This window comes from Oerskovia flava, assembly GCF_026163685.1.
GTDB lineage: Bacteria > Actinomycetota > Actinomycetes > Actinomycetales > Cellulomonadaceae > Oerskovia_A > Oerskovia_A flava.
In genome coordinates, this window is sequence record NZ_JAOXSR010000003.1 from 272180 (window position 1) to 298771 (window position 26592).

The window sequence follows — 26592 nt, forward strand, 5'->3', positions numbered from 1 at the left end:
GCGGGTGGCATACGTTCGACGGGACCCTGACAGCGCTGTCAAAGGAGAAGTCCTCGCCATGAGCCCGGAACGCTTCCCCCGCGGGCCCGCCCGCACCCGCTCGCACCCTCGACGTCTGACCAGAACTCCGCTGGCCCTCGCTCTCGCCACCGCCCTCGTCACCCCGCTCGCCCTCACCGCGACCGCAGGGCCGGCGTCCGCGGCACCCGGGGACCTCGCGACCGGTTTCGAGCAGGGTGACCTCGCCCCGCTCGGGTCGACCGTCGCCGAGCGGCCCGCCGGCACACCGTGGCAGGAGAACGTCACCGGTGACGCGAGCCTGCTGCCCGGCAGCGTACTCGGGAGCCTCGAGGCCGTCACGGCCTCCGCGCAGAACCTGCCGAACGAGGGCGCCGCCAACCTCGCCGACGGCAACCCGGGCACGAAGTGGCTCGCGTTCGCCGCCACCGGCTGGGTCGCCTACGAGTTCAGCGAGCCGGTCACGGTCTCGGCGTACTCGCTGTCGTCCGCGAACGACGCCGCCCCGCGCGACCCCGCAGCCTGGCAGCTCCAGGGTTCCGTGGACGGATCCACGTGGACCACGGTCGACGAGCGCTCGGGCGAGGCCTTCGAGGGCCGCCTGCAGACCCGCGTCTTCGAGCTCGACGAGCCCGTCGAGACCGCCTACACGCACTACCGCCTCACCATCACCGCGAACGTCTCCGGCTCGATCCTCCAGCTCGGCGACTGGGACCTGTCGGCAGACCTCGACGCCGAGCCGGTCGCCTCGCCGATGGTCACGACCGTCGGCTCCGGGCCGGCGAGCGTGAGCTGGACCAACAAGACGAACGTCGGGCTGACCGGCGTCCGCTCGCTGCGCTACGCCGGGTCGCACCTCGACGACGGCGCGGCGCACGCGACGAACGTGCTCCTGGACGACGTCGAGGTCCAGGTGGGTCCCGAGACGCGCCTGTCCTACGGGATCTTCCCCGAGTTCCTCGACGACCTGCAGTACCCCTCGACGCACACCGCGGTGGACCTGCGTTTCACCGACGGCACGTACCTGTCCGACCTCGGCGCCCGTGACGTCTACGGCACCGACGCGTCGCCGCGCGGCCAGGGTGAGGGCAAGATCCTCTACGCCGACCAGTGGAACTCGGTCCGGGTCGACGTGGGGGCGGTGGCCGAGGGGAAGACCGTCGACCAGGTCCTGCTCGGGTACGACAACCCGGGTGGCGACGCGAGCACCCGGTTCGCCGGCTGGCTCGACGACGTCGCGCTGACCGCCGAGCCGGAGACGATCGACGACTCCAGCCGCACCCACTTCGTCGACACCCGCCGGGGGACGTTCTCCTCGGGCAGCTTCTCGCGCGGCAACAACATCCCCGCGACCGCGGTGCCGAACGGGTTCAACTTCTGGGTGCCGATGACCAACGCGTCGTCGCAGAGCTGGCTGTACGAGTACCAGAAGGGCAACGACGCCCAGAACCGGCCCGTCCTGCAGGGGCTCGGGATCTCGCACGAGCCGAGCCCGTGGATGGGCGACCGCAACCAGCTGGCGTTCCTGCCGGCGGACGGCGCGTCGGCCACGCCGAGCGCGACGCTGTCCGCGCGTGGGCTGTCGTTCGACCACGCCGACGAGACCGCTCAGCCGGACTACTACGGCGTGACGTTCACGAACGGCATCGAGCTCGAGGTGGCACCCTCGGACCACGGTGCGGTGCTGCGCTTCACGTACGAGACCGACGCCGGGCAGGTGCTCGTCGACCGGGTCGCCGGTGACGCGAACGTCACCCTCGACCCCGAGACCGGGGAGCTGACCGGCTGGGTCGACAACGGCAGCGGGCTCTCCGCGGGCCGCAGCCGCATGTTCGTCGCGGGCACGTTCGACCGGAGCCCGACGGCGACCGGGGACGCGGCCGGCAACCGGACCGGGGCGCGGTACGCCACCTTCGACACGAGCAGCGAGCGCTCCGTGGAGCTGCGGGTCGCGACGTCGTTCATCAGCCTGGAGCAGGCGCGGGCGAACCGTGACCTCGAGGTCACCGGTCGGAGCTTCGACGACGTCCGCGCCGACGCGCAGGCGGCATGGAACGACCGTCTCGCCGTCATCGACGTCGAGGGCGCGAGCGAGGACCAGCTCGTCACCCTCTACTCCAACCTCTACCGGCTGAACCTGTACCCGAACTCGCAGTTCGAGAACGTCGGCACGGCCGATGCCCCCGAGTACGCCTACGCGAGCCCTGTCGCCCCGAGGTCGGGCTCCGCGACCGCCACCGAGACGAACGCCGAGATCGTCGAGGGCAAGATCTACGTCAACAACGGGTTCTGGGACACCTACCGGACCGCGTGGCCCGCTTACTCCCTGCTCTACCCCGAGCTCGCGAGCGAGCTCGTCGACGGGTTCGTGCAGCACTACCGCGACGGCGGCTGGATCGCCCGATGGTCGTCGCCCGGCTACGCGGACCTCATGACGGGCACCAGCTCGGACGTGTCGTTCGCCGACGCCTACGTCAAGGGTTCCCTGCCGACGGACGTCGCGCTCGAGGCCTACGATGCCGCGCTGAAGAACGCCACGGTCCTGCCGCCCAACAACGCGGTGGGGCGCAAGGGGCTCGACCGGTCGATCTTCCTCGGCTTCACGGAGTCCGGCACCCACGAGTCCCCGTCGTGGGGCCTCGAGGGCTTCATCAACGACTTCGGGATCGGCAACATGGCTGCGGCGCTCGCCGAGGATCCCGAGACGCCGGCGGACCGCCGTGCGCAGCTCGCCGAGGAGGCGCAGTACTTCCTCGAGCGGGCGACGCACTTCACCGAGCTCTTCGACCCGGAGGTGGACTTCTTCCAGCAGCGCCGGGCGGACGGCTCCTTCGTCCTCTCGCCGGAGCAGTACGACCCCGAGGACTGGGGCAACGGGTACACCGAGACGAACGGTTGGAACTTCGCGTTCCACGCCCCGCAGGACGGTCAGGGCCTCGCCAACCTCTACGGTGGCAAGGCGGGCCTGGAGGAGAAGCTCGACGAGTTCTTCTCGACGCCGGAGCAGGGTGCTGGCAGCGGCGGCATCCACGAGCAGCGAGAGGCTCGTGACGTGCGCATGGGTCAGTGGGGCATGAGCAACCAGGTGTCCCACCACATCCCGTTCCTGTACGCGGCCGCGGGTGCGCCCGCCAAGATGCAGGAGAAGACCCGCGAGGTCCAGCGCCGCCTGTTCACGGGCAACGACCTCGGCCAGGGGTACCCGGGCGACGAGGACAACGGGGAGATGTCGGCGTGGTGGCTGTTCACCTCGCTCGGCCTCTACCCGGCGCAGGTCGGCTCCGACCAGTACGTCCTCACGTCGCCGCTGTTCGACAAGGCGACCGTCAAGCTCCCGGACGGCGACCTGGTCGTCAACGCGGCGGGCAACTCCCAGGAGAACGTCTACGTGCAGTCGCTCGAGGTGGACGGTGTGCCGCACACCTCGACGTCGATCAGCCAGGAGGCGCTCACGGGCGGGACGACGCTCGACTTCGTCATGGGCGCCGAGCCGTCCGCGTGGGGCACCGGCGAGGGTGACGCGCCGCCGTCCCTCACGGAGGGCGACGAGCCGCCGCACCCGGTGAGCGACGTCACGACGCCGGGACTCGGGACCCTGGCGAGCTCGGACGGCGCGGACGTCCGCGCGCTCGTGGACAACACGTCCCGCAGCGAGGCGGAGCTGGCCTCCGACGCGGTCCTCACCTGGACCGCCGCCGGCCTGCGACCCACCGTCACGAGCTACACGCTGACGTCGGGAGCGGACGGCGCGACGCCGTCGGCGTGGACCCTCGAGGGGTCGGTCGACGGTGAGTCCTGGACGACGCTCGACGAGAGGTCCGACGAGGAGTTCCGCTGGGGCACGCAGACCCGGCCGTTCCTCCTCGCGGACCCGGGCGCCTACACCCGGTACCGCCTCGCGGTGACCGAGACGGCGGGCGAGGGCGCGCTGACGCTCGCCGAGGTCGAGCTGCTCGCCGACCCGACGGCGTCCGGCGCCACCGAGCTCACGCTCACCGCGGCGTCGGACCTCACGGCACGGACGGGAGCCGAGGTCGACGCGCGGTTCGCGACCCTGTCGGGGTCGGACGGCGACGTGGCCGACCTGGACGTGCAGGTCACGTTCGGTGACGGCAGCGACGCGGTCGCGGGCGAGCTCACCCCCGTACAGTTCGGCGGGTACGCGATCTCGGCACCGCACACGTGGACCGCACCCGGGGTCTACCCGGTGACGGTCACCGTCACGGAGCCCGGTGACGACGGCGGCTCGGTCTCGGCCACGCTGCTCGTCGACGTCGAGCTCCTGCGCGCCGGCTCCCTCGAGGCGGCGTTCGACAGCCGGTGCATCGGCGAGGTCGGTGCCGGTGCGAGCTGCGACGGTGCGGGCGTGGCCTTCGACCGGGAACAGCTCGCGGAGGCCGGGTTCGTGCAGGGTGAGCGTGGCACGGTGCCGGGCACCGAGCTGCAGTTCGACGTGCCGGCCGTCGCGCCCGGTCAGCCGGACAACGCGCTCGGCGAGGGGCAGACCATCGACCTCGACGTGCCCGACGACGCCACGCAGCTGTCGGTGATCGGTACCGGCACGGAGAAGAACCAGGTCGCCGAGGGCCTGCTCACGTTCGACGACGGCTCGACCGCGCCGATCGATCTGAGCTTCGGCGACTGGACGGGCGCGGCGAACGCCCCGCAGTTCGGGAACGTCCGGGTCGCGCTGACGGCCAACCGTCTCGCGGGCGGCAACCCGACGAGCCTGCCGGCCGCGATCTTCGCGACCGCACCGCTCGAGCTGCCCGAGGGCAAGCAGTTGGTCAGCCTGACCCTGCCCGAGCAGCCCGGGACGCTGGCCCAGGACGGTCGCATCCACGTGTTCGCGATCGCGCACGACGGCGCGCACACCGATCACGAGGCCCTCGCCGTCGAGGCGGCCGAGGCGCTCGAGGTCGAGGTCGGCGCGAGGATGGACGACGTGCTCGCGACCGTCACCGGTGGTCGCGCCGACGGGTACCGGGCCGCGATCACCTGGGGCGACGGGTCAGACGTCGTGCCCGGGACGGTGGGGGCCGCGGACGGCGAGGGCGCCGGGCAGGTGACCGGGGACCACGTCTACGACGCCCCTGGCGCCTACACGGTGCACGTCGTCGTGGACGACGGGTGGACGAGCAGCGCGGTCTCGCTCCCGGTCACGGTGACCGAGGCGGAGCCGGCGCTCGCCGTCGAGGTCACGGCGCGCGCCCAGTGCCTGGGGTCGAAGGTCCACCTCGGGGTCCGGGCGCAGAACCTGGACGACGTGCCGCTGCGGATCGAGATCGTGACACCGTACGGTCAGAAGATCTATGCGGACGTCGCTCCGGGCAAGAACGGGTACCAGGCCTTCAACACCCGGGCGGCGTCGATCGAGGCCGGGACGGCGACGGTCGTCGCGACGGCGACGGTCGACGGGGAAGAGATCACCCGGGAGATCGAGGTCGCCTACGAGGCCGTGAGCTGCGGGTAGCAGGATCCCGCCCCCGGGGGCCGTACGGCCCCCGGGGGCGCACCCCGGCAGGATGACGAACAGCACGATCAGCAGGAACATGGAGAGCACGAGTGAAGGACGAGGCACGATGACGGTCAGCGACGCACGCTCCCCCCTGGCGCGGTGGCGCCGGGAACAGCTCCGGTCCCTCCTCGAGTTCGGGGCCGCGTCGCTCCGGCCCGACGGCGCCGCGCAGTGGCTCGACGACGACGGCGCCCCGGACACCACCCGGCCCGTGTCCACCTGGATCACCGCGCGCATGGCGCACATGTACGCCGTCGGCGACCTGCTCGGCGTCCCCGGCGCGGGGGCGCGTGCCGACCTTGCGCTGCGCGGGCTGCGTGTGGCGCTGGCCGACCACGACGCGGGGGGCTGGCTCTCCGCGGTGGGACCGGGCGAGGACGTCGACGGGACCAAGAGCGCCTACGCGCACGCGTTCGTGGTGCTCGCCGCGGCGTCGGGCACGATCGCCGGCCGGCCGGGTGCGGTCGAGCTGCTCGACGAGGCGCTGCGGACGCTCGACGAGCGCTTCTGGGAGGCCGGGCCGCGGCTGCACGCCGACGAGTGGGACCGGGCGTGGACCCATCTCGACGACTACCGCGGGGTGAACGCCAACATGCACTCGGTCGAGGCGCTGCTCGCGGCGCACGACGCGACCGGGTCGACGGTGTGGCTCGAGCGTGCCGCGTCCGTCAGCGACCGGGTGATCGCCTGGGCCGAGAGCAACGACTGGCGGATCCCGGAGCACTTCGACGCCGACTGGCAGCCCTTGCCCGAGTTCAACGCCGACCGGCCCCGCGACCAGTTCAAGCCGTACGGCTCGACCCCCGGGCACGGTCTGGAGTGGGCTCGCCTGATCCTCCAGGTGGACGTCGCGGGCGGGACGCCCGGTCTCCGGACCGCCGCGGCGGTCGCGCTCTTCGACCGCGCGGTCGCGGACGGCTGGGACACCGACGGCGGTGGGTTCGTCTACACGGTCGACTGGTCGGGCACGCCGGTGGAGCCGCGCAGGTTCCACTGGGTCGCGGCCGAGGCCGTGGCGACGGCGGACGTGCTCGGTCGTGTCACGGGGGACGCCCGGTACGCCGAGCTCGCGGACGGCTGGTGGACCTGGATCCGGGAGAACCTCGACGACCCCGAGCGGGGTTCGTGGCACCACGAGCTGGACGTCGACAACCAGCCGTCCGGACTGACGTGGGTGGGCAAGCCGGACATCTACCATGCGGCCCAGGCCGTCCTCCTGCCGGACCTCCCGCTCGCCGGGTCGTTCGCGGGCGCGGCCCGCACGGTCGGCCCGCTCTTCGCCTGACCCGCTCGAGGTAGAACCCCAGCCCGCGAGATAGAACCACCGTCCGCGAGGTAGAACGCCAGTGCCGTGCGAAGGATCCTTCGCACGGCACTGGCGTTCTACCTCGCGTGCAGGCGCACCTCGGCGGCCTTGACGACGAACCACGTGCGCTCGCCCGGCACGAGCCGGAGCTCGGCGGCGGCGCGCGGGGTGAGGTCGGCGGCGAGGTGCGGGGAGCGCTCGCCCGCACCCTCGACCCTGCCCCACACGCGCAGCAGCGGTCCGTGCGGCTCGATGCTCGTCACGACGACGGGGTAGGCGTTGCGCGGGCTGCCCTCCGGCGTCGCGCGGTGCACTCCGACCGCCCGCGGCTCGAACACGGCCACGGCCCGGGTGCCCGGGTGCACCTGCTCGTCCGTGGTGCCCACGACCCCGATGCCCGTCCCGTCGACCGTGAGCGACACCTCGTGCCCGACGGCGCCCCCGTCAGCAGGTCCGTCAGACCCGGCCGGGCCAACCGGCGCCGTCACCCGCTCCACAGCCCCGGCCAGCAGGTTCACCCCGGCGAGGCGCGCCGCGAACCGAGACCGCGGGCGCGTCACGACCTCGGTGGCGGGGCCGTCCTCGACGACCTTCCCGTGCTCCAGCACGACGGCGCGGTCCGCCAGGACGAGCACGTCCAGGAGGTCGTGGGTCACGAGCAGCGTCGTGCGTGGTCGTGCGCGCTGCGCGTCGTGCAGGACGGCGCGCACGTGCTGGGCGACGCCGACGTCGAGCGAGGCGAGGGGTTCGTCGAGCAGGAGGACGCGCGGGTCGGTCGCGAGGGCGCGGGCGATCGACACACGTTGTGCCTGCCCGCCGGACAGCGCCCGCACCGAGCGGTCGGCCAGGGCGCTCGCCCCGACCCGGGCGAGAGACGCGAGGGCGGTGACCTGCGCCTCGCCGCGTGTCCCTCCGTGCGCCCGTGGCCCGAAGCCGACGTTGGCGGCGACCGACAGATGCTCGAACAGCAGCGGTCGCTGGCTGAGCCAGGCCGTCCGGCGGCGGCGCGGCGGCTCGTGCGTGAGATCGCCACCGTCCACGGTGACGTGCACGTCCCGGCTGCTGCCCGGCGTGACGAGACCGGCGACGACCTCGAGCAGGGTCGACTTGCCGGCGCCGTTCTCCCCGAGGATCGCGACGACCTCTCCCGGCGCGAACGTGACGTCGACGTCGAGCCCGCGCTCCGGGACGGACGCCCGCACCCGGAGGGCGGCCGGCGGGACCGGCACCGACGCGGGGCCGCCGGTTGGGGACGGGGCGTCGTGAGGTGCGCCGGGCGGCGAGGCGCCGTCGTCGAGCCCGAGGTCCGGAGTCCCTGGGCGCTGCGAGGCCGGGCCTCTCGGTGCCGTCGGGCTCCCGTGGACGCGCGGCCCGTGCACGGCCGCGGTGATGACGACGGCCACGACCACCAGCACGAACGACAGCGCGACGGCGGCGTCGGGGTCGGCGCTGCGCTGGAGGTAGATCTCGAGCGGCAGGGTCTGCGTCACGCCCTGCAGGGCGCCGGCGAAGGTGATCGTCGCGCCGAACTCGCCGAGCGCGCGGGCGAACGCGAGGACCGCGCCGGCCAGCAGCGCGGGGAGCACCCGGGGGAGCGTGACGCGACGCAGCACGGTCGTCGGGCTCGCCCCGAGCGTGGCGGCGACGTCCTCGAACCGGGTGTCCTGCGTGCGCAGCGCGCCCTCGACGCTCAGCACGAGGAACGGCAGCGCGACGAAGGTCTGGGCCATGACGACGGCGGTCGTGGTGAACGCGATCTCGATCCCGAGGACCTCGAGGTGCTGGCCGATGAGCCCGCGGCGTCCGAACGTGTAGAGCAGCGCGATGCCGCCGACCACGGGCGGCAGCACCAGCGGCAGCAGCACGAGGGCGCGCGCGACCCGCTGCCCGGGGAAGGTGGTGCGCGCGAGGACGAGCGCCATGGGGGTGCCGAGGAGCACGCAGCACACGGTGGCGGCGAGGGACGTCCGCAGGGACAGCCCGAGGGCGTCGACGGCGGTCGGCGAGGTGACGAGGGCCCAGAGCCCGCCCTGGCCGTCCGGTCCCGGCGTGAGCTCGGTGCGGGCGACCATCGCGACGAGCGGGACGACGACGAACAGCGCCCCCATCACTGCCGGGACGAGGAGCCAGCGGGGGAGCGAGCGCATCAGGGCGCCCCTCCGCGCGACGGCGTCACGGGACACCGAACCCGGCATCGGTCAGCGCCGCACGGCCCGCTGCGCCGGTCACGTGGTCGATCCACGCCTCGGCGAGGGCGGACTGCTCCGGCCCCGCCGTCGTCGCCGACGCGACGACGGCGATCGGGTAGGTGTTGACCGTCGCGCCGGTCTCGGGTAGGTCGACGACCTGGACGTCGTCCCCGGCGAGCGCCGCGTCCGTGACGTAGACGAGCCCGGCGTCGGCCTCGCCCAGCGTGACCTTCCCGAGCACGTCGGTGACGCTCGCTTCCTCGCTCACCCGGTGGATCGTCACCCCGGCGGCGTCGGCGACCTGGTCGGCCGCCGCTCCGCACGGGACCACGGGGGCGCAGACGACGACCTGCACGTCGGGGCGTGCGAGGTCCGCGAAGGTCTCGACACCGGCGGGGTTGCCGGGCGGCGTGACGATCGTCAGCGTGTTCGTCGCGAAGGCGACCGGGTCGCTCGCGTCGCCGGCCTCGACGACGCGCTCCATGGTCCGCTCGTCGGCGGACGCGAAGACGTCCGCGGGCGCGCCGGCGAGGATCTGGTCGCCGAGGTCGGCCGAGCCGGCGAACGACAGCGCCACGGCGGCGTCGGGGTGGTCGGCCTCGAAGCTCTCCGCGAGGTCGGTGAACACCGTTCGCAGCGACGCGGCGGCGAGCACGGTGAGGGTGCGCTCGGCGGCAGGTGGTGGGTCCTCGACCCGGGTGCTCGACGACGTCCCGCACGCGGCGAGCGCTGCACCGAGGGCGACGGCGAGGGCCGCCCGACCGGCGGTGGTGGCGCGCGGGGGCGTCGCGCGGCAGGTCATGCGGCGCCGCCAGGGGTCTCGACGATGACCGTCGTGGACTTCACGACGGCGACGGCCAGGCTGCCGGGTTCGAGCCGCAGCTCGTGCACGGCCTCGGTGCTCATGAGGGACACGACCCGCTGGCCGCCGCACAGCATCTCGACCTGCGACATCACCTGGTCGCTCACGACGTGGGTGACGATCCCGACGAACCGGTTGCGGGCCGACCGCGCGACGTCCGACGGGTCGGGTACCGGGTTCGCCTGCGCGACGGCGAACGCGGCGAGCCGGGCGCCGTCGACGACCTGACGTCCGGCGTCGTCCTTCTCGGCGTCGAGCTCACCGGCGTCGACCCAGCGGCGGACGGTGTCGTCGCTCACGCCGAGCAGCGAAGCGGCGTCGCGGATCCGATAGTGCGGCATGATCGGAACGCTAGACCCGCAGATGCGGAGCAGCAAGGCGGGAGAGGGCAAATCTGCGGAGCGCCGAGATGGCTCCGGCGGACGGGTGGTGGGGTCGCGGCGCGCGCCGCCCGTGGCTCAGGCCAGCTGCGGCAGGAGGTGCGCGAGGAGCTGGGCGGGGGCGTCGAGCGGGCTGAGGTGCCCGGCGTCCTCGAGCCACGTGAGCGTGGCATGCGGGATGCGCGACTGCAGGAGCTCGGCCAGGTGCGGCGGCAGCCAGGTGTCCTCGCGGCCCCACAGGATCGTCACGGGCACGGTGAGGTCGGCCAGGAGGTCCTGGATCTCGTCGGTCGAGGACTGGAGCGCCTGGGCGTACTGCCGGTAGTAGGCCGCCTGGCCCTGCGGTCCGCGCCAGGGTGCGAGCAGCGCGTCGAGCGTGGCCTCGCTGAGCCCGCGGTGGCTCGCGCTGCGGGTGTGGCTGGCGACGAGCGCCTCGTGCGCCGAGGCGGGCAGACGGCCGAACGTCTCGGGTGCGTCGCGCAGGACGGTGAAGAAGCCGGTACCCCAGTCGCCGACGCTCACCGCGTCGACGAGGGCCAGGTGCCGGTACGTCGCGCCGTGCAGGAGCGTGGCCCGGAGCGCGACGGTCCCGCCGACGTCGTGCGCGACGACGTCGGGCGCCGCCAGCCCCCAGTGCTCCAGCAGACCCGCGAAGATGCCGGCCTGCGTGGCGAGGCTGACGTCCTGGCCCGCGCGCTGCTCGGAGCGCCCGAACCCGGGCATGTCCCACACGTAGACCCGGTGCGTGCGCGCGAGGGCACGGCCGACGTCGGACCAGATGAGGGACGAGAACGGGGTGCCGTGCAGGAGGACGACGGGCGGACCGTCGCCGAACGCCGCCCACCGGACGTCGCCCTGCGGCGTGCGGTGGGTGTGGGGGAGGTCCCAGGTAGGGGTCATGGTGCTCGTCATGGTGCTCGGCTCTCGTCGTGGTGCCGCGTGAACGCGGTTACCGGCTTACGGCTCATGTCGGTAACGACGGTAGCATGGGGTCATGGCACGACCTCCTGCTCCCGACGGGCTCGCCCGCGTCGAGGCGTTCTGCAACACCGCCGTGCTGCTGCACGCCACGGACGAGCTCGCGACCGTCGCCGGCGCGCGCGCCTGGGCGAGCAGGGACGCGGGGCGCGGTGCGGCGCCCCGGCTCGACGAGCCGGTCCGCGCGGCGCTTGTCGAGGTCCGCGAGGCCGTCCGGGGCTTCCTCGCCGACCGCACGGACCCCGCGGTCCGCGCGGCGCTCAACGGGCACGTGGCCGCGCTGCTCGGTCCGCCGCAGGTCGGAGGCGACGGTCGGCTCGCTCTCGCACCACCGGGATCGCTCCGGGGCACGACGGCGGACGTGGTGGCCGCGCTCGTCGGACCGGCGCTCGCCGAGCTGCTGCGCGACGGGCTGGACGGTCGCGGCGCGCGGCTCAAGGTCTGCGCGAACCCGGGGTGCCGGTGGGTCTTCTACGACCGGGCGCCGGCCGCGAACGGCGTCTGGTGCGACATGAACGTCTGCGGCGCCCGGCACAAGATGCGGACCTATCGCAGCGCGGCCGCGGCGGGCGTGGCCTCGTGACCGCCCCCGGGTCCGGTGCCTCCGCAGCCGACGCGGCCGTGGGCCGGGCCGAGATGCACGTGGCCGTCGTCACCGTCTCGGACCGCTGCTCGCGCGGCGAGTCCGTCGACCGGTCCGGTCCGCTCCTCGTCGGGCTCCTCACCGCCGCGGGGTACGCGCACGTCACGACGCGGATCGTGCCCGACGGCGTGGAGTCGGTCCGCGACGTCCTCACCGCGGTCCTCGCGGACGGGGCGAGGCTCGTGCTCACGACGGGAGGGACCGGTGTCGGGCCGCGTGACCTCACGCCCGAGGGGACGGCCACCGTCGTCGAGCAGGAGGTCCCGGGCATCCCGGAGGCGATCCGCCGCTACGGGGCGTCGTCGGTGCCCGCGGCCGTGCTGTCGCGTGGCATCGCGGGGATCGTCCGCGAGGCCGCCGGCAGCGCCGGAGAGCGCGCGCTCGTGGTGAACCTGCCCGGGTCGACCGGCGGCGTCCGCGACGGCTGGGCCGTGCTGGAACCCCTGCTGGGGCACGTGTTCTCCCAGCTCGACGGCGGGGACCACTGACCGCACCCGTCGGGCGCCCGCCGTCCTCAGGGGTGCAGGACGATCTTCCCCACGTGCCGTCGGTGAGCGAGCTCCTCCTGCGCGCGGGCGGCCTGGTCCAGGGGGAACGTCGCCGAGATGACGGGCTGGATCGCGCCGTCGCGCGCCATCTCCATGAGCAGGTCGAAGTGCGCGGGCGTGTGCATCGAGGAGCCGATCAGCAGCGCGTTGTGCAGGTAGAGGCGGCGCACGTCGAACGCCACGTCGTACCCGCCGAGCGCACCGGCGACCACCCACCGGCCACCCTCCCGCAGCAGCGGCAGGCCCTCGCCCACCAGGTCCCCGGCCACCACGTCGAGGGCGACGTCGATGCCCTCCGGGGCGGCCGCACGGACCTGCTCGACGACGTCCTGCGCGCGGTCGACGACCGTGTGCGCGCCCGCCTCGCGGACCGCGGCGATCTTCGAGCCGCTGCTCACGGCGACCACGCGCGCGCCCCGCGCGCGGGCGATCTGCACCGCGGCCAGGCCGACTCCGCCGGAGGCTCCCGAGACGAGCACCGACTCACCCGCCTGCAGCCTCGCCCGCTCGACCATGCCCAGCGCGGTGCCGTACGCCGTCGGCAGCGCCGCGAGCTGGTCGTCCGTGAGCGGGGAGCGCGTCACGTCGTGCACACGGTCGGCGGGCGCGGTCACGTACTCGCCGTACCCGCCGTCGCGCTCGCTCCCCAGGAGGCCGACCGGGTGCGCGTGGGGGCCGTCGGTGTCGTAGATCGCGGGATCGACCACGACCCGACGCCCGATCAGGCCGTCGTCCACACCGTCGCCGACCGCGGCGACCTGCCCGGCCACGTCGGCGCCCTGGATGCGGGGGAAGTCGATCGGGCCGCGCCAGCCCGAGAGCGCCTCCGGTGACCCCGGGCGCCCGTAGGTGCCCTCGCGGGTCCACAGGTCGGTGTTGTTCAGCGCGACCGCGCGGACGCGCACGAGCACCTCGCCCGCGCCGAGCGTCGGGACGGGTACGTCCGCCTGCTCCAGGACGTCCGGTCCTCCGTGCTCGACGATCCGCACGGCTCGCATGGTGGTCGGCACAGTCATCGTCTCCTCCTGAGTATACTGATCTGTAAATGCCACCGTACACCGATCGGTAAAGGAGCGCAGCGGTGCAGGAAGCGCAGACGATGTCACCCGCCGGCCGCCGGATCCTCGAGACCGCCGAGGACCTCTTCTACGAGCGCGGGATCACGGCGGTCGGCGTGGACCTCATCGCGGAACGCTCGGGCGTGACCAAGCGGACGCTGTACAACCAGTTCGGCTCCAAGGACCGGCTCGTCGCGACGTACCTCGCGGAACGCGACCAGCGGTGGCGGGCGCACGTCCGCTCGGCCGTCGAGAGCTGCGACGACCCCGTCGAGGCGGTGACCGCCCCCTTTGTCGCGCTCCACACCTGGAACGAGGGAAGCGCCCGAGGCTGCGCCTTCATCAACGCCCTCGCCGAGCTGCCCGACGCCGAGCATCCCGCCCATCGCATCGCCGCGCACCAGAAGCTCTGGTTGTTGAACCTCTTCGCGGAGCTCGCCACCGCCGCAGGCTGCCCCGACCCCGACACGCTCGCCACGCGGCTCCTCGTCCTGCACGAGGGCGCGCTCGCCCTGCAACCGCTCCCCGTCGACGCCCTGCCGGAGTGCACGAGGCTGGCCCACGAGCTCGTCCGTGCCGGCGTCGAGGCCGTCGAGTAGCCGGAGCAGACGTGGCCGGGTCCCGGTGGTCGGGACCCGGCCACGTGCCGAGCGGTCAGGGCCGGTCGTGCCGGACCTCTCGTGACGGTCAGGATCGTCGGGCCCTCAGCACTCGTGCCCGTCGTAGCCGGCGGTGAGGGTCGCCGACTCGTCCCCGTGGGTGACGTCCCAGGTCGCGGTGCCGGGCTCCAGCGCCGTGGCCCGGGAGTTGAACGTCTGGAACGCTGACTTCCCGGGACCGACGTCGGCGAACGACTTCTTGCCGAACGGGGTCGTGACGGTGAGGTCGACGGGGTCGTCCTCGTCGTTGGTCGCCCGGACCGTGAGGAAGGCCCTGCCCCCGAGGCAGCGGGCAGCCGCCTCGATCGTGACGTCCAGCTCGTCCGCCGCGACCGCGGACGTCGGGGTGATCGTGATCTTGTCGAGGTGGGGTGCGTACTGCGAGCGTAGGAGCACACCCGGCCAGACGTCGGAGGCGTAGGTCACCCCGTCGTAGTTGGGCTTCTCCTCGGACGAGAACCGGATGGAGTTGGTGCCCTCGTCCAGCTCGACGAACACGGTGAGGTCCCAGAAGTTGTTCTGGTGGAACGAGTGCGGGAACGGCACCTTCTGGACCTCGCCGCCGTTCACCGAGATGTGGGCGTAGCGGGCGAGGGGGTCGGGGTTGTAGTGCGTGGCCGGCGACTGCTCCTGGTTGGAGTAGCGCACGGTCATCGCGTACGTGCCCGCGGCGGGCGCCTCGACGTCGGTGAACGTCAGCGTGCTGGCGTTCCCCGGTTCGCCGCCGACGTTCGTGACGGCCTGACCACCGCTGGCCAGCGTCAGGGTCGACACCTCGGCCGTGCCGGCGAGCTCGCCGTCCTCGGCCTCGTAGTCGGTCCCCGTCAGGGCGTCCGCGTCGAAGCTCACGCGCAGCCGGTCGACGAGCGTCGTGCCGGAGCTGCCCTGGACCGTGACCTTGTTGATGCCACCGACCAGGAACGTCGTCACCTCGTCCGCGGTGGTGATCTCCCGGTCGTTGACGACCAGGGTGCGCCCGCCGTCACCGGAGGCGTCCACCGAGAGGTGAGCACCGGCGTCGGTGGGGGAGTAGACCCAGAACGTCACCGACTGGTCCGCGCCGACCCGTGCGACACCGGACCCGGACACGCCGTCGACGCCGTAGTCGAGGACCGCGCCGTCGAGAGAGGCGTACTCGGCCTCGTAGCTCTCCTCGGTGTGCTCGGCGTTCGGCAGGGACAGGTCGATCTTGTCGACGATCGCGTCGCCCACGGTCGCCCCCGTGCCGTCGAGGCTCCGTGCGGCGAGGGTGATGACGTGCTCACCGGCGGTCAGGTCGACGGTGGTGTCGGCGTGGTCCCACACCACCCACTTGTACCCGAGGGGGAGGTGGATCTCCTGCTCGGTGGCGGGGTCGTCGTCGACGCGCAGGAACACGTTGGTCGGGCCCTGGTCCTGGACGGCCGCGTAGGTGTTGAGCGAGTTCGCGAAGACGCTCAGGTCGTAGGTGCCGTCCTGGGGGACGTCGACGGTGAAGTCGAGCGTGACGTCCGACCCGGTGCGCAGACCGCCGACGTTGTACTCGCCGGACGTGTAGAAGCTGCCCTGGCGGGTGGGGCCACCCTCGGGACCGTTGCGGGACCAGCCGGTCCCGGTGTGCGCGGCGTCCTCGGCCTCGTACGTCGCCTCCCAGACGGTCGGGCTGGTCGAGCTCGCGGACGCGTTCGACCCGGGGGTGAGGACGACCTGGTAGGCCGACTCGGCGTCCAGCGCCGGGGCGTCGTCGCCGCCGAAGTGGACGAGGAGGCCGCCGTTGGTGACCTGGGCGTCGTACTCGGCGACGGTGGGCGGGTTCGCGGAGTCGCCGATCTGACCCGTCCAGCCGATCTCCTTGATCTGCACGTGGACCGTGTCACCGAGCAGGTCGGTGGGCACGTTCTCGTAGGCGACGAAGGTCTCGCCGCCGGCGCCGCCGAGGATGGTGCGAACCTGCGCCTTCTCCTCGTCGAGGGTGGCCACGCCCTGCAGGGTGTAGCTGACGTTCGGGCGCGGCGGGGTGACCTTGACGGTGTTGCCGCTCATCTGCGCGTAGGCGTTGAGCAGCCACCACTGGCCGTTGGCGCGGTTGGCCTGCACGGCGGAGTCGGACAGGTTGCCGTCGATGTTCCAGTAGGCGATGTCGCCGAACACCTTCTTGTCCTCCAGCGCGGAGACCCACTGGATCATCTGGCCCGGCACGGAGGTGTGGTAGTTGAACGCGTACTCGGTGATGTTGATCGGCAGCTCGACGCCCTCGTGCTCGGTGCCGGCGAAGATGTCGCGCTCCCAGCCGCGGTATCGGTCGACCGAGCTGCGGATGGTCGCCGGGTTGGACAGCTCGTGCCAGGCGACGATCTCGGGCACGGTGCCGGCCTCGACGGTGTGGGCCATGAAGCCACGGACCTGGTGGTAGAGGATCGACGTGTTCGGTCCGCTGATGCGGGCCTCGGGCCACTTGTCCTTGATGAGGTGGTAGGCGCGGTCCCAGGCGGCGAAGAAGTCGGTCGGGTCGTCGAGCCAGCTGACGCGGTTGTAGCTCCACTCCCCGGTGCCGAACATGTTGCCCTCGGGCTCGTTGTACGGCATGAGGACGATGTTGTCCTGGTACTCCTCGGGCAGCTCGAGGATCTGGTCGACCTGCAGCTCGAGCTTCTCCATGTACAGGTCGAGCTTCTCCTCGGGCGTGTCCCCGGGCCACTGGTACGGGAAGCCGCGGTGGACGTCGGTCATGTAGATGTACACGTCGCCGTCGGAGGAGTCGGCGATGGGCTTGACGACCTCGAGGGCGTCGGCGCCCGGGTGCTGCGGCCCGTCCTGGGCCTTGGTGGCCACGGTGCGCAGGTTGATGGCGTCCAGCAGGTTGTTCGAGGGGAGCCCCTGGTCGTACAGGCCGTACAACGTGCCCGAGGCCCCGCCGTGGAACGCGCCGGTGTCGTCCGCGAGGTCGACGGTCATCTGGCCGGGAAGCGTCACCCGGACGGTGGCCGTCACGGTCGTGCCGGTACCCACCACGACGCCGTCGACGGTGAACTGCCCGGTCTGGGCGTACGCGCTCGGGTCGATCTCGTCCCACTCGACGTCGACCGCGCGCGCGATCCCGTCGCTGAAGGTGGCGTTCGCCGTCACGGGCAGCGTGGGAGCCGTGCCGCGCGTCGTCTCCACGGAGAAGCTGGTCGGGGAGACGGACTCCAGCGTCGGGAGGTCCTGCCCGTACAGCTCGGCCACGCCGTCCGCCCCCAGGGCTGCGCCGTAGACGCGGAAGTCGTCGAGGGCACCGTCGAAGAAGGGATGGCCGGACCAGAAGGGCTTGCCGAGGAATCCGGAGGTGGTGTTCGTCGGCGAGTGCATGACGGCGTCGAGGTCGAGGGCGGCGTGGGTGCTGCCGATCTTCCGGCCGTTGAGGTAGTAGGTGATCGTGGACTGGTCGATCACGGTGACCGCGTTGACCCAGCTGCCCACCGGGAGCTTGCCGACGCTGGAGACGCCGACCTCGGCGCCGTTGTTGACCGGCTTGATGGACGAGCGCGAGCGTGGGTCGCCGCCGAAGGAGGGGGTCAGGAACGTCGCGCGGGTGTTGTCGCGGCCGAGGTTGTAGACCCACTGGAAGTCAGGTCCGCCGTCCCACCTGACCCAGGTGGAGATCGTGGCGGCCTCGAGCCCGTCGAACACGCCGTTCGGGATCTCGACGTAGGGCGCGGAGGTCGATCCGGAGGCGCCGCCGGGCAGCGCGAGCGCGGCGCTCCCCGTCCTGGCCCCTTCGGGGAAGGTTGCGTTCGCCGCGTTGACGAGCGTCCCGTCCAGCCCGGAGGGGGACAGGTCCTCGATCACGCCGTCGCCGACCTGGGCGGGTTCGAAGTCGTAGTGCAGGACGAGCGCGTCGTCCGGCACGTCAGCGCTGGCGGCCGGTGCGAGCACCACGGCGGAGCCGAGGGTCGCCACGGTCAGGGTGGCGGCGAGCCCGCCGCTGATCGTCCTGAAGAGCGGAGTCGCGTGCTGGCGCGAACGCGCCTGTGTACGTCGTCGTACCACTGGATCCAACTTTCTCGTGTGACTGGACAGCCGGCGCACTCGCCCCCGGGTCGTCTCCTCCGTGCGAGCGCCCGACGCTGGGCGTGGTGAACCGGTTCGATTACGCTAGCCTGACCTGTGAGGGTGGTCAAGGGTGCGTTCACGACAACAGCTCGCCTTGTTCGACGGCGCGAGGTGGCCTCCATCAACCCCGCGGCGCGCGGGATCCACGGGCTGAAGGAGAGGGCACATGGCGAACATCGGAGACGTCGCACGGGAGGCGGGGGTCTCGCGCAGCACGGTGTCGTACGTGCTGTCGGGCAAGCGCACGATCTCGCAGGAGACCAAGGACCGTGTGTACGCGGCGATCCAGCGGCTGGACTTCTCGGTCCGCTCCAGCGCCCGAGCCCTCGCCACGGCCCGCACCATGAACATCGGCGTGGTCGTCCAGTTCCACCACGCCGAGTTCCAGCCGGCGCTCGCCGCCTACCTCGTGGCGTTGTCCGACGCCGCCCGGGAGTCCGGCTACGGCCTGCAGCTCATCACGGACGGCGACGGCGTGCGTGCCGTGAGCGACGCCATCGCCGGGCGGCAGGTCGACGGCCTCGTCCTGCTGAACGTCGTCTCCGACGACCCGCGCCTCGATCCCATCGAGAACGCCGGGTTCCCGGCGGTCCTGGTCGGCATGGCCGACGGCTCCAGCGTGGACGCGGTCGACCTGGACTTCGCCAGCGGCGCGCAGACCTTGGTCAACCATCTCCACGCCAGGGGCCACCGGGAGGTGACCTTCGTGCGCTGGCCGCAGGAGATCTACGAGGCCGGCCACACCTTCGCCACGAGGTTCGAGCGTGCCGCGCGCGCCAGGGCGCGGCGCCTGGGGATCAGGCTCGTCGACCACTACTGCCGTCCCGAGCCGGCCGAGATCCGCCAGGACCTGCGTGACCTGCTGCACCGCCGTGACGCATCCACCGCGTTGCTCGTCCACAACGACGGCGCCGTCGCGATGTTGCCGACCGTGCTGCACGACGCGCACCTCGAAGTCCCCCAGGACCTGTCGGTGGTCAGCCTGCACTCCTCCGAGCTGGCCGACTTCTTCGCGCTGCCCTACACCTCGGTCGAGTCCCAGCCCGAGCTGGTGGCGCAGTCCGCCGTGCGGCTGCTCACCCAGCGCATGACGGGCGCCGCCGAGACGACCACCTCGCACATGCTCGTGCCCCCGACGCTGGCCGATCGCGGCAGCGTGCGCGACCTGAGCTGACCCGGCACCGCGCGGAGAGCGCGCCAATCATCGAACCGTCGACTCCATCGGGGTTGACGGTTCGATTCTTTGTCAGTACTTTCAACTCGAACCGGTTCGACAAGCCGGAGGCTGTGACATCTCCGGAACGGACCGGGACGCAGCAACAGCCCTCGATGTGGAGGAAAGTGCGATGGCAACGAAGCGCAGGCGGAACCTCGCCGCACTGGGCACCGTGACGCTCGTGGGCCTGGCGCTCAGCGCGTGCGGTGCAGGCGGCGGAGCAGTGCCCGAGGCGACCGGCGACGCGAGCGAAGGCACCACGACCGACGAGATCACGTTCTGGGACCCCTACCCCCAGCACACCGGCGGCACGCCGTGGGACGACCTCGTCACGAGCTGTGCGCCGGAAGGGTCGACGATCACGCGGACGGCGGCCCCGACGGCGGACCTGATGAACCAGCTCACGACGGCGGTCCGCGAGGGCAACGCGCCCGACGTGATCCTGCTGGACAACCCGGCCGTGCCGGAGGCGGTCTCCGCGGGTCTGGTCGCGGCCGCCGACCAGGTCGGCATCGACGCGGCCGGGATCGACGAGAACCTGCTCGGCCCGGGGGTGATCGACGGGGAGGTCTACGGCATCCCGTTCGGCTCGAACGCCCTCGGTCTGTACTACAACGCGGACATCCTCGACGCGGCCGGCATCGACCCCGCGTCGATCACGGACTGGGCGGCGCTGGAGGATGCGCTCGCGGCGGTCACCGAGGCCGGCAGCGAGGGCATCACGTTCTCCGGCATCGCCGGCGAGGAGGGTGTCTTCCAGGCCCTGCCGTGGTTCTGGGGCTCGGGTGCGGACCTGTCTGACCTGGGGTCGGCCGACGCGGTCAGCACCGGCCAGGTCATGTCGGACTGGATCGGCGACGGGTACGCGCCGAGGTCCGCGGCGACGGACAACCAGTCGGCCTCCTGGGACCTGTTCCTCACCGGGGAGTACGCGTTCGGCGAGAACGGGTCGTGGTTCGCGGCCGCGGCCGCCGACTCGGGCTTCGAGGTCGGGGTGATCCCGATCCCGGCCAAGGACGGAGGAGTGGCGCCGGTCCCGACGGGTGGAGAGTTCCTCATGGCTCCGGTGCAGTCGGAGAACGCGTCCGACCACTTCGCCAACGCCGCCGCGGTCATCTCCTGCCTGACCGAGGGCGACAAGCTCCTGGAGACGAACGAGACGCTCGGGTACCTCGCGGCCAAGCCCGACGTGCGGGCCGAGCAGGTGGCGGCCAACCCGCTGTGGGAGCCGTGGGCACCCATCGTGGAGGGCGCCGAGGGTCGCACCACCGAGCTGGGCGCCGAGTACGTCGACGTCTCGGCACGTCTGAGCGAAGCCCTGCAGGTCTCGCTCAACGCCGCCGGTGACACGGCCCAGGTCGAGACCGCGTTCCAGGACGCCGGCGAGGGCTGATCCGCCGTCCCTGGCGGCGACGCCCGATGCCCTGGGTCTGCGAGCCCGTGAGCACCGAGCGCCGAGCGCCGCCGCCAGGGTGGACGCCTCGTGCACCAGCCACCGTCCCGTCAGTCAGGTGAACCCCATGTCGTCCTCAACGTTGCCGGCCCGAGCGCCGGCCGGTCCGCGACACCCCGACCCGGCCGTGTCGCCGTCCGACCATCCCCGCCGGCGTCGGCCGAGCCTCTCGCCCCGATGGGCGGCGGCGGCGTTCGCGGCGCCCCTGGTCCTCTACCTCCTGCTGTTCTACGTGTACCCGCTCGTGCAGAACTTCTCGATGAGCTTGCACGAGTACGACCGCGCCACCTTCGTCTACGGCGGAGCGCCGTTCGTCGGCTTCGACATCTATGCCGACATCCTCGGCCAGGACCGGTTCCGGCGGATCGCGGTGCAGACCGCGGTCTTCACGGTCGTCTCCCTGGTCGTGCAGTACGTCGCGGGCCTGGGGCTCGCGGTGTTCTTCCGCCGCAGCTTCCCCCTGTCGAGCGTGCTGCGGGCGATGTTCCTCGTGCCGTGGCTGCTGCCGGTGATCGTCTCCGGGACGACCTGGCAGTGGATGATGAACGCCGACAACGGTGTCCTCAACCGGTTCCTCGGCGTCTTCGGGGCGGACCCGGTCTGGTGGTTGAACGCCGAGAACGCGTTGATGGCGGTCATCATCGCCAACATCTGGCTCGGCATCCCGTTCAACCTCGTCATCCTGTACTCGGGCCTGCAGAACATCCCGGGCGAGCTGTACGAGGCCTCGGCGCTGGACGGCGCCAGCACCCGGCAGCAGTTCTGGCGGATCACGCTGCCGCTGCTGCGCCCGGTCTCGATGATCACTCTGCTGCTCGGGCTGGTCTACACGCTCAAGGTCGTGGACATCATCTGGATCATGACCATGGGCACCGGCACGTCCCAGACCCTGGCCACCTGGTCCTACTCGATGGCGTTCGGCAAGGGCACCTCGGCCTCGATCCAGTACTCGGAGGCATCGGCCGTCGGCAGCGTCCTGCTCGTCGTCGCGCTCGCCTTCGGCCTGCTGTACCTCGCACTGCAACGCAAGCAGGAGGACTGATGCTGCACACCACGCATCGCACCTGGTGGAAGACGGCGATCGCCATGGTCCTGACCGCGGTCATGCTCTTCCCGGTCTACTGGATGGTCAACGTCTCGCTCACGCGCCGCGAGTCCATCCGCCGCGGCGACCTGCTGCCGTTCGACCTCACGTTCGGGCACTACGCCACGGTGCTCTCCGAGCAGCTGCCCTATCTGGCGACCAGCCTCGTCGTCGGTCTCGGCACGGTCGTGCTGACGCTGGCCATCTCGATGCCCGCCGCCTACGCGATCGCCAAGCTCGCGCTGCCCGGCGGGCAGGGCCTGAGCTTCGTGCTGATCGTCGCCCAGATGGTCCCGGCGGTCGTCATGTCCCTCGGCTTCTACTCGATCTACTCGAGCCTGGGCGTGCTCAACACGATCCCGGGACTGATCGTCGCAGACTCCACCATCGCGGTCCCCTTCGCCGTCATGCTGTTCACGGCGTTCATGCGCGGCATCCCGCGCGAGCTCGTCCAGGCGGCCCAGCTCGACGGCGCGTCGCCCTGGCGCACCTTCCGCTCCGTCGTCGTGCCGATCTCCCGCAACTCGGTGGTGACCGCGTCCCTGTTCGCGTTCCTGTGGTCCTGGTCGGACTTCATCTTCGCGTCGACGCTCAACCGCGAGGGCGGAGACCTGCGCCCGATCACGATGGGCATCTACAACTACATCGGCGCGCAGAACCAGGAGTGGGGGCCGATGATGGCCACGGCGGTGGTCGCCTCCGTCCCGACGGCGCTGCTCCTCATCGCCGCGCAGCGCTACGTCGCCGCCGGCGTGACCGCCGGCGCGGTGAAGGACTAGGGCACCGGTGCTCGACGGCACCAGCGGCACCGAAAGCACTTGCAGCACGGACAGCACGGCATCACGCCGCCACGACCCTGCGGGTCGCGCGGCACCACGGGAGAGGAAGCGCACGATGAGGACCTTCGACGTCGAGGGGCACCGCCTGGTCTGGCAGGGGGACGGGGAGACGCTCGTCGTCGAGCCGTGGGGGGCGGACAGCCTGCGGGTGCGGGCGACGATGAGGGGGGAGGTCCTGGACACCGACTGGGCACTTCTCGAGCCTGCCGACCGGGACGCCCGGATCACCGTCGACGGCGACCGGGCCGTGCTGGTCAACGGCCGGATCAGCGCCCGCCTGCACGCGACGGGCGGGTACGACGAGCAGGTCGGCTACGAGACGACGTCGTGCACGATCGAGTTCGTCGACCAGCACGGCAGGACGCTGCTGCGCGAGCTCGACGCCGGCGGGTCCCTCAAGCTGCGGTCCCGCGCGTTCGCGCCGCTGCTCGGTGGTGACCACAAGCTCTCGGCGAGCTTCGAGCCCAACCCGGGCGAGAAGCTCTTCGGGATGGGCCAGTACCAGCAGCACATCCTCGACATCAAGGGCAGCACGTTCGAGCTCGCCCACCGCAACTCCCAGGCCAGCGTCCCCTTCGTCCTGTCCAGCGCCGGCTACGGATTCCTGTGGCACAACCCGGCGATCGGTCAGGCGACGTTCGCCACCAACCGCACCTCGTGGACCGCGGACTCCACCCAGCAGCTCGACTACTGGATCACCGCCGGGGACACCCCGGCGCAGATCACCAGCGCGTACGCCGACGCCACCGGGCACGTGCCGATGATGCCCGAGTACGGACTGGGCTACTGGCAGTGCAAGCTGCGGTACTGGAACCAGGAGCAGCTGCTCGGCGTCGCCCGGGAGCACAAGCGCCGCGGGCTTCCCCTGGACGTCATCGTCGCCGACTTCTTCCACTGGCCGCAGATGGGCGACTTCCGGTTCGACGAGGAGTTCTGGCCCGACCCCCGGGCCATGGTCGCCGAGCTCAACGACCTCGGCGTCGAGCTCATGGTCTCGATCTGGCCCCAGGTGTCGACCTCGTCGGAGAACTTCGCGGAGTTTCGCCGGCGCAACTTCCTCGTCAAGGCCGAGCGCGGTCCGGACGTGCAGATGGGGTTCCAGGGACCGTCGATGTTCTACGACGTCACCAACCCCGCGGCCCGCGAACGCCTCTGGGAGATCGTCACCGCGAACTACTACGACCACGGGATCCGGTCGTTCTGGCTCGACGAGGCCGAGCCCGAGTACGGCGTCTACGACTTCGACAACTACCGCTACCACGCCGGGACGAACGCGCAGGTCGGCAACATCTACCCCCAGCTCTACGCGCGCGCGTTCTACGACGGTCAGGTCGAGGCGGGGCAGAGCGACGTCGTCAACCTGGTGCGGTGCGCCTGGGCCGGGAGCCAGCGCTACGGCGTGCTCGTGTGGTCCGGCGACATCCACTCGACCTTCGAGGACCTGCGCCGCCAGATCACGGCGGGCATCCACATGGGCGTCGCGGGCATCCCCTGGTTCACCACCGACATCGGCGGGTTCCACCACGGCGACTCCACCGACCCGGCCTTCCACGAGCTGCTGATCCGTTGGACGCAGTTCGGCACGTTCTGCCCGGTCATGCGGATGCACGGCGACCGCCTGCCGTACGAGGACGTGACCGCCGGCGACGGCACGCCCCGGCTGCGCTCGGGCGGGCCGAACGAGCTGTGGAGCTTCGGCGACGACGTCTACGACGTGCTCACCCGCTTCCTCGAGCTGCGGGAGACCCTCCGCCCCTACACCCGTCACCTCATGGCCGAGGCCCACCACCACGGTCAGCCGGTCCTGCGGGGCCTGTTCCACGAGTTCCCCGACGACGAGCGCGCGTGGGGCGTCGACGACCAGTACCTGTACGGTCCCGACCTCCTCGTGGCGCCCGTCACGACGGCCGGTGCGCGCGAGCGCACCGTCTACCTGCCCGCCGGGGCGCGGTGGGTCGAGCACGCCACCGGTCGGGTGCATGACGGCGGCCAGGAGCTCGTCGTCGACGCGCCGCTCGACGTCGTGCCGGTCTTCGTGCGCGACCGGACGCTCGACGAGCTCCTGGAGCGGCTCGACACCTGATCCCCGGGGCTCAGTGCTCTCCGGCGCCGCCACCGGCGGGGACGGCGCGGAGCGTCACCAGCGCGACCACGGCGAGCACGACGACGAGGACCGCGCACGTGGCCGCCGCAACGTGCAGGCCCGTGGTGAACGCCTCGCGGGCGGTGTCGAGCAGGAGCGCGCCCTGCTCCCCGCCGAGGTCGGCCGCGACCGCTCCGGCGGCGCCGAGGGTCTCCGACGCGGCGGGGGGCACGTCGCCGAGCGCGGGTGCGGCGTCGGTCATCCGGTCGCGGTAGACGGCGCTGCCGATGCTCCCGAGCACCGCGAGGCCGAGGGCGCCGCCGAGCTCGTTGCCGGTCTCGGAGATCGCGGACGCGGCGCCCGCGCGCTCGGGCGGAGCCGTGCTGAGCACGAGGTCGGTGCCGAGCACCCCGACCGGGGACAGGCCGACGAACGCGACGACAGAGCCGGCGACGACGAGCGGCAGCCCGGCCGCGGCGTCGGCCAGGAGGAACAGCCCGAACCCCCCCGTGCTGACCGCCAGGCCCGTCGCCATCACGAACGCGGGTCGGATTCGCCGCACGGCCGCCGCGGCGCTCAGGGCGCCGACGATGCCGGCGACCGTGCCCGGCAGCGTCCACAGGCCGGCGGTGAGCGGGCTGAGGCCGGCGACGAGCTGCAGGTACTGCGCGATGAAGAGGTTGAAGCCCATCATCGCGAAGGTGCTGAACGCGACGAGGCCCAGGGACGCGCTGAAGCTCGCGCGGGAGAACAGCGTGAGGTCGAGCATGGGCGTGCTGCTGCGCCGCTGACGGCGCACGAACCCGGCGACGAGACCGGCGCCGACGAGCGTCGCGACGACCGCGCCCGTGCTCGCACCGTGGAACGCGAGCTCCTTGACGCCGTACACCGTCACGAGGATCGCGACGACGAGCAGCGCCGCGCTCGCGAGGTCGACGCGTCCGGGTGCGGGGTCCTTGTACTCGGGCAGCAGACGCGGACCGGCAGCGAGGAGCAGAAGCATGACGGGGACGCCCACGAGGAAGACCGAGCCCCACCAGAAGTGCTCGAGCAGCGCACCCCCGACGAGCGGGCCGATGGCCCCGCCGACCATAAAGCTCATCATCCACAGCGAGATCGCGAGGGTGCGCTGCGCCCGGTCGTGGAACATGTTGCGGATCAGCGCGAGCGTCGAGGGCATGAGGGTGGCACCCGCGACGCCGAGGAGCGCCCGGCTCGCGACGAGGAGCTCGGCGGTCGGTGAGTAGGCGGCGAGGAGCGAGGCCACGAGGAACGCGGCGGCGCCGATGAGCAGCAGGCGGCGGCGCCCGATCCGGTCGCCGAGGACACCCATGGGGACGAGGAAGCCGGCGATGAGGAAGCCGTAGATGTCGGTGATCCACAGCAGCTGCGTCGCACTGGGGGCGAGGTCCGCGGTGAGCTGGGGGACCGCGAGGTGCAGCACGGTCATGTCCATCGTCAGGAGCATCGCCGGCAGCGCGAGGACGGCGAGGCCGATCCACTCGGTGCGGCCCGCGCGGGGCGGGGCGGCAGTCGGGTCGTGGCCGGAAGCGGTCTGCGGCGTGGCGCTCGTCGTGCGCGCCCCGGTGTCGTCGGTCATGCGTCTCCCCGTTCGTCGGTCGGTCCGCGAGTGCGGTCGTGACGAACGTAGAACCTCAACAATTGTTCAGGTCAAGAGCTGTGTGGG

The 26592-nt window shown here is 72.1% G+C and carries 17 protein-coding genes; 10 read left to right on the forward strand and 7 right to left on the reverse strand.

Going from position 1 to position 26592, the window contains the following annotated elements:
* The first annotated feature begins 58 nt into the window (after positions 1-58).
* Entirely contained in the window at positions 59-5491 is a 5433-nt protein-coding gene (locus OHL10_RS08150) for a GH92 family glycosyl hydrolase (RefSeq protein WP_265521697.1), read from the forward strand.
* A gap of 109 nt (positions 5492-5600) precedes the next feature.
* Positions 5601-6821, forward strand: coding sequence for an AGE family epimerase/isomerase (locus OHL10_RS08155; RefSeq protein ID WP_265521698.1), 1221 nt, complete (start codon positions 5601-5603; stop codon positions 6819-6821).
* 98 nt (positions 6822-6919) lie between these two features.
* Here OHL10_RS08155 and OHL10_RS18725 read toward each other — a convergent pair whose 3' ends face one another.
* From OHL10_RS18725 to OHL10_RS08180, 4 genes are all read right to left on the reverse strand, one after another.
* Positions 6920-8989 (reverse strand): ABC transporter permease, encoded by a 2070-nt coding sequence (locus tag OHL10_RS18725; protein WP_425498978.1) that lies wholly within the window; start codon positions 8987-8989, stop codon positions 6920-6922.
* 25 nt (positions 8990-9014) lie between these two features.
* Positions 9015-9833, reverse strand: a complete 819-nt coding sequence (gene modA / locus OHL10_RS08170; RefSeq protein ID WP_265521699.1) for a molybdate ABC transporter substrate-binding protein — start codon at positions 9831-9833, stop codon at positions 9015-9017.
* The gene (locus tag OHL10_RS08175) at positions 9830-10234 is read right to left on the reverse strand and encodes a TOBE domain-containing protein (protein ID WP_265521700.1); all 405 of its coding nucleotides are present in this window, start codon (positions 10232-10234) and stop codon (positions 9830-9832) included. Before OHL10_RS08175 ends, modA begins: the two co-directional genes overlap by 4 nt.
* A gap of 117 nt (positions 10235-10351) precedes the next feature.
* Entirely contained in the window at positions 10352-11185 is an 834-nt protein-coding gene (locus OHL10_RS08180; RefSeq protein ID WP_265521701.1) for an alpha/beta fold hydrolase, read from the reverse strand.
* Positions 11186-11267: 82 nt separating this feature from the next.
* Between OHL10_RS08180 and OHL10_RS08185 the strand changes: the two genes are divergently transcribed.
* Both OHL10_RS08185 and OHL10_RS08190 read left to right on the forward strand, forming a co-directional pair.
* Entirely contained in the window at positions 11268-11834 is a 567-nt protein-coding gene (locus tag OHL10_RS08185; RefSeq protein ID WP_265521702.1) for a CGNR zinc finger domain-containing protein, read from the forward strand.
* Entirely contained in the window at positions 11831-12382 is a 552-nt protein-coding gene (locus tag OHL10_RS08190) for a MogA/MoaB family molybdenum cofactor biosynthesis protein (RefSeq protein ID WP_322645531.1), read from the forward strand. The genes OHL10_RS08185 and OHL10_RS08190 overlap by 4 nt, the downstream gene beginning before the upstream one ends.
* 26 nt (positions 12383-12408) lie before the next feature.
* Here the strand turns inward: OHL10_RS08190 and OHL10_RS08195 are convergent, their stop codons facing one another.
* Positions 12409-13458, reverse strand: coding sequence for a zinc-binding dehydrogenase (locus OHL10_RS08195; protein WP_265521703.1), 1050 nt, complete (start codon positions 13456-13458; stop codon positions 12409-12411).
* A gap of 65 nt (positions 13459-13523) precedes the next feature.
* Here OHL10_RS08195 and OHL10_RS08200 point away from each other — a divergent pair, with 65 nt between their 5' ends.
* Positions 13524-14099 (forward strand): TetR/AcrR family transcriptional regulator, encoded by a 576-nt coding sequence (locus OHL10_RS08200; RefSeq protein ID WP_265521704.1) that lies wholly within the window; start codon positions 13524-13526, stop codon positions 14097-14099.
* Positions 14100-14204: 105 nt separating this feature from the next.
* Here OHL10_RS08200 and OHL10_RS08205 read toward each other — a convergent pair whose 3' ends face one another.
* A complete protein-coding gene (locus tag OHL10_RS08205) occupies positions 14205-18077 on the reverse strand; it encodes a LamG-like jellyroll fold domain-containing protein (RefSeq protein WP_265521705.1) in 3873 nt (1290 codons plus the stop codon).
* 319 nt (positions 18078-18396) lie between these two features.
* Here OHL10_RS08205 and OHL10_RS08210 point away from each other — a divergent pair, with 319 nt between their 5' ends.
* From OHL10_RS08210 to OHL10_RS08230, 5 genes are all read left to right on the forward strand, one after another.
* The gene (locus OHL10_RS08210) at positions 18397-19404 is read left to right on the forward strand and encodes a LacI family DNA-binding transcriptional regulator (RefSeq protein WP_265521706.1); all 1008 of its coding nucleotides are present in this window, start codon (positions 18397-18399) and stop codon (positions 19402-19404) included.
* A gap of 172 nt (positions 19405-19576) precedes the next feature.
* A complete protein-coding gene (locus tag OHL10_RS08215) occupies positions 19577-20839 on the forward strand; it encodes a sugar ABC transporter substrate-binding protein (protein ID WP_265521707.1) in 1263 nt (420 codons plus the stop codon).
* 127 nt (positions 20840-20966) lie between these two features.
* Entirely contained in the window at positions 20967-21941 is a 975-nt protein-coding gene (locus tag OHL10_RS08220) for a carbohydrate ABC transporter permease (RefSeq protein WP_265521708.1), read from the forward strand.
* Positions 21941-22762 (forward strand): carbohydrate ABC transporter permease, encoded by an 822-nt coding sequence (locus tag OHL10_RS08225; RefSeq protein WP_265521709.1) that lies wholly within the window; start codon positions 21941-21943, stop codon positions 22760-22762. Before OHL10_RS08220 ends, OHL10_RS08225 begins: the two co-directional genes overlap by 1 nt.
* Positions 22763-22877: 115 nt before the next feature.
* A complete protein-coding gene (locus tag OHL10_RS08230) occupies positions 22878-24905 on the forward strand; it encodes a glycoside hydrolase family 31 protein (RefSeq protein WP_265521710.1) in 2028 nt (675 codons plus the stop codon).
* 10 nt (positions 24906-24915) lie between these two features.
* Here OHL10_RS08230 and OHL10_RS08235 read toward each other — a convergent pair whose 3' ends face one another.
* The gene (locus tag OHL10_RS08235) at positions 24916-26505 is read right to left on the reverse strand and encodes an MFS transporter (RefSeq protein ID WP_265521711.1); all 1590 of its coding nucleotides are present in this window, start codon (positions 26503-26505) and stop codon (positions 24916-24918) included.
* Positions 26506-26592: the final 87 nt, after the last annotated feature.

Bases quoted from the DNA above. Each gene is read 5' to 3' on its own strand.
- OHL10_RS08195 (WP_265521703.1), bottom strand. From the start codon at position 13,458: ATGACTGTGCCGACCACCATGCGAGCCGTGCGGATCGTCGAGCACGGA.
- OHL10_RS08230 (WP_265521710.1), top strand. From the start codon at position 22,878: ATGAGGACCTTCGACGTCGAGGGGCACCGCCTGGTCTGGCAGGGGGAC.
- OHL10_RS08210 (WP_265521706.1), top strand. From the start codon at position 18,397: ATGGCGAACATCGGAGACGTCGCACGGGAGGCGGGGGTCTCGCGCAGC.
- OHL10_RS08220 (WP_265521708.1), top strand. From the start codon at position 20,967: ATGTCGTCCTCAACGTTGCCGGCCCGAGCGCCGGCCGGTCCGCGACAC.
- OHL10_RS08180 (WP_265521701.1), bottom strand. From the start codon at position 11,185: ATGACGAGCACCATGACCCCTACCTGGGACCTCCCCCACACCCACCGC.
- OHL10_RS08150 (WP_265521697.1), top strand. From the start codon at position 59: ATGAGCCCGGAACGCTTCCCCCGCGGGCCCGCCCGCACCCGCTCGCAC.
- OHL10_RS08185 (WP_265521702.1), top strand. From the start codon at position 11,268: ATGGCACGACCTCCTGCTCCCGACGGGCTCGCCCGCGTCGAGGCGTTC.
- OHL10_RS08225 (WP_265521709.1), top strand. From the start codon at position 21,941: ATGCTGCACACCACGCATCGCACCTGGTGGAAGACGGCGATCGCCATG.
- OHL10_RS08155 (WP_265521698.1), top strand. From the start codon at position 5,601: ATGACGGTCAGCGACGCACGCTCCCCCCTGGCGCGGTGGCGCCGGGAA.
- OHL10_RS08235 (WP_265521711.1), bottom strand. From the start codon at position 26,505: ATGACCGACGACACCGGGGCGCGCACGACGAGCGCCACGCCGCAGACC.
- OHL10_RS08215 (WP_265521707.1), top strand. From the start codon at position 19,577: ATGGCAACGAAGCGCAGGCGGAACCTCGCCGCACTGGGCACCGTGACG.
- OHL10_RS08175 (WP_265521700.1), bottom strand. From the start codon at position 10,234: ATGCCGCACTATCGGATCCGCGACGCCGCTTCGCTGCTCGGCGTGAGC.
- modA (WP_265521699.1), bottom strand. From the start codon at position 9,833: ATGACCTGCCGCGCGACGCCCCCGCGCGCCACCACCGCCGGTCGGGCG.
- OHL10_RS18725 (WP_425498978.1), bottom strand. From the start codon at position 8,989: ATGCGCTCGCTCCCCCGCTGGCTCCTCGTCCCGGCAGTGATGGGGGCG.